A 1,729-nucleotide genomic window follows, 5' to 3' on the forward strand; every position below is an offset into this window, starting at 1 on the left:
GGTCGAGCCGGGTCGCCGGGCCGTGGCCGGGCGGCAGGAACAACGCGGAACCGGCGACCGCCACCACCCCGATCGGCACGTTGATCCAGAAAATCCAGTGCCAGTCGAGACCCTGCACCACGACGCCGCCGACCAGCGGCCCGCCGGCCACCGCCAGCCCGGCGATCCCGCCGAAGATGCCGACGATCGTCCCGCGCCGCTCCGGTGGGAACGTGGCGGCGATGATCGTCAGCGCCAACGGCGTGACGGCCGCCGCCCCGAGGCCCTGCGCAGCGCGGAAGGCGATCAGCAGCCCTGAGTTCGGGGCCACCGCGCAGAGCGCGGATGCCACCGTGAACAGGCTCAGGCCGGCCACGTAGACCCGACGGCGGCCGAGCCGGTCACCCAACGCGGCACAGGGGATGATGCCGGCCGCGAACGTCAGCGCGTAGGCGTTGACCGCCCATTCCAGGGTGGCGATGCTGCCGCCGACGCTGCGGTGGATCGCCGGCAGCGCGGTGACCACGACGAGCGCGTCGAGCGACACCATGAAGAAGGAGATCGAGGTGAGCGCGAGCACCAGGGGCAGCGACACCGCCCGCTCGCTCGTAGAGAGTTTCATACTTTCCCTACGGGGGCGCCCCGCCAGGATCGACAGCCAGGGGTCAGGGATTTTCGTGCCGCCGGAACAGCTCCTCGCGCAGCGCCGGCACGGCACTGGTTTCGGCTGCCTTCGCCCAGGCACCACGGGCCCGTTCTGAATAACCGGCTTTTTCCAGCAGGGCGGCGTGCGCCGCGTGCAGCGGAGAGTAACCGTCGAGCGCGCCGGATGCCAGCACGGGCTCGAGTACCGCAAGCCCGGCAAGCGGGCCGTCCGCCATGCCGACGGCGACCGAGCGGTTGACCGCCACCACCGGCGACGGGTCGAGCCGCGCGAGGGAGCCGTACAGCAGCGCGATCTGCGGCCAGTCGGTGTCGTCGAACGACGGCGCGCCGGCGTGCAGCGCGGCGATCGCGGCCTGCAGCTGATAGGTGCCAGGCGAGCGGCGGGCCAGCGCCTCGTCGAGGACGCTCGTCCCCTCGGCGATGAGGGCGGCGTCCCAGCGGGAGCGGTCCTGTTCGGCCAGCGGGACCGGCGTGCCCGCGCTGTCGGTCCTGGCCGCCGCCCTGGAGTGGTGCAGCAGCAGCAGCGCGAGCAGGCCGGCCGTCTCCGCGTCCGCTGGCAGCAGGGTGTGCAGCAGGCGAGCGAGCCAGATCGCCTCCTCGCACAGCTCGCCGCGGATCAGCTCGTCCCCGCCGGTGGCGGCGAAACCCTCGTTGAAGACGAGATAGACGACAGTGCGGACACTGGCGAGTCGTTCGGTCAGCCGCGCAGCGGCGGGGACCTCGAAGTGGATGCCTGACTCGCGGATCTTCCGCTTGGCCCGGACCAGGCGCTGCGCGAGCGTCGGCTCAGGGACGAGGAACGCGGCGGCGATCTCCTTCGTGGTCAGCCCTGCGACGTAGCGCAGCGTCAGCGCGATCCGCACCTCGAGCGCGAGCGCGGGGTGACAGCAGGCGAAGATCAGCCCGAGCCGGTCGTCGCCAACCAGGTCGGGCATCTCGGCCTCCTCGGCTGCGGTGATGTCGCTGAGCAGCTGCGGATCGACGGCGGCGGCGCGGCCGGCGGCGCGGTGCGCGTCGATCGCCTTGCGCCACGCGGTCACGGTCAGCCAGCCGCCGGGGTTGGGCGGGACGCCGGTCTCCGGCC

Annotated in this window: 2 protein-coding genes; both read right to left on the reverse strand. The window is 72.6% G+C overall.

The annotated features are described in order from the left end of the window. A partial coding sequence (locus WA805_RS20480) for an MFS transporter (RefSeq protein WP_425243128.1) occupies window positions 1–601 on the reverse strand: 601 nt, incomplete at its 3' end. A gap of 43 nt (window positions 602–644) precedes the next feature. Next, a partial coding sequence (locus WA805_RS20485) for an RNA polymerase sigma factor (protein WP_425243129.1) occupies window positions 645–1,729 on the reverse strand: 1,085 nt, incomplete at its 5' end.

Source organism: Trebonia sp. (assembly GCF_049794275.1).
Taxonomy (GTDB): domain Bacteria; phylum Actinomycetota; class Actinomycetes; order Streptosporangiales; family Streptosporangiaceae; genus Trebonia.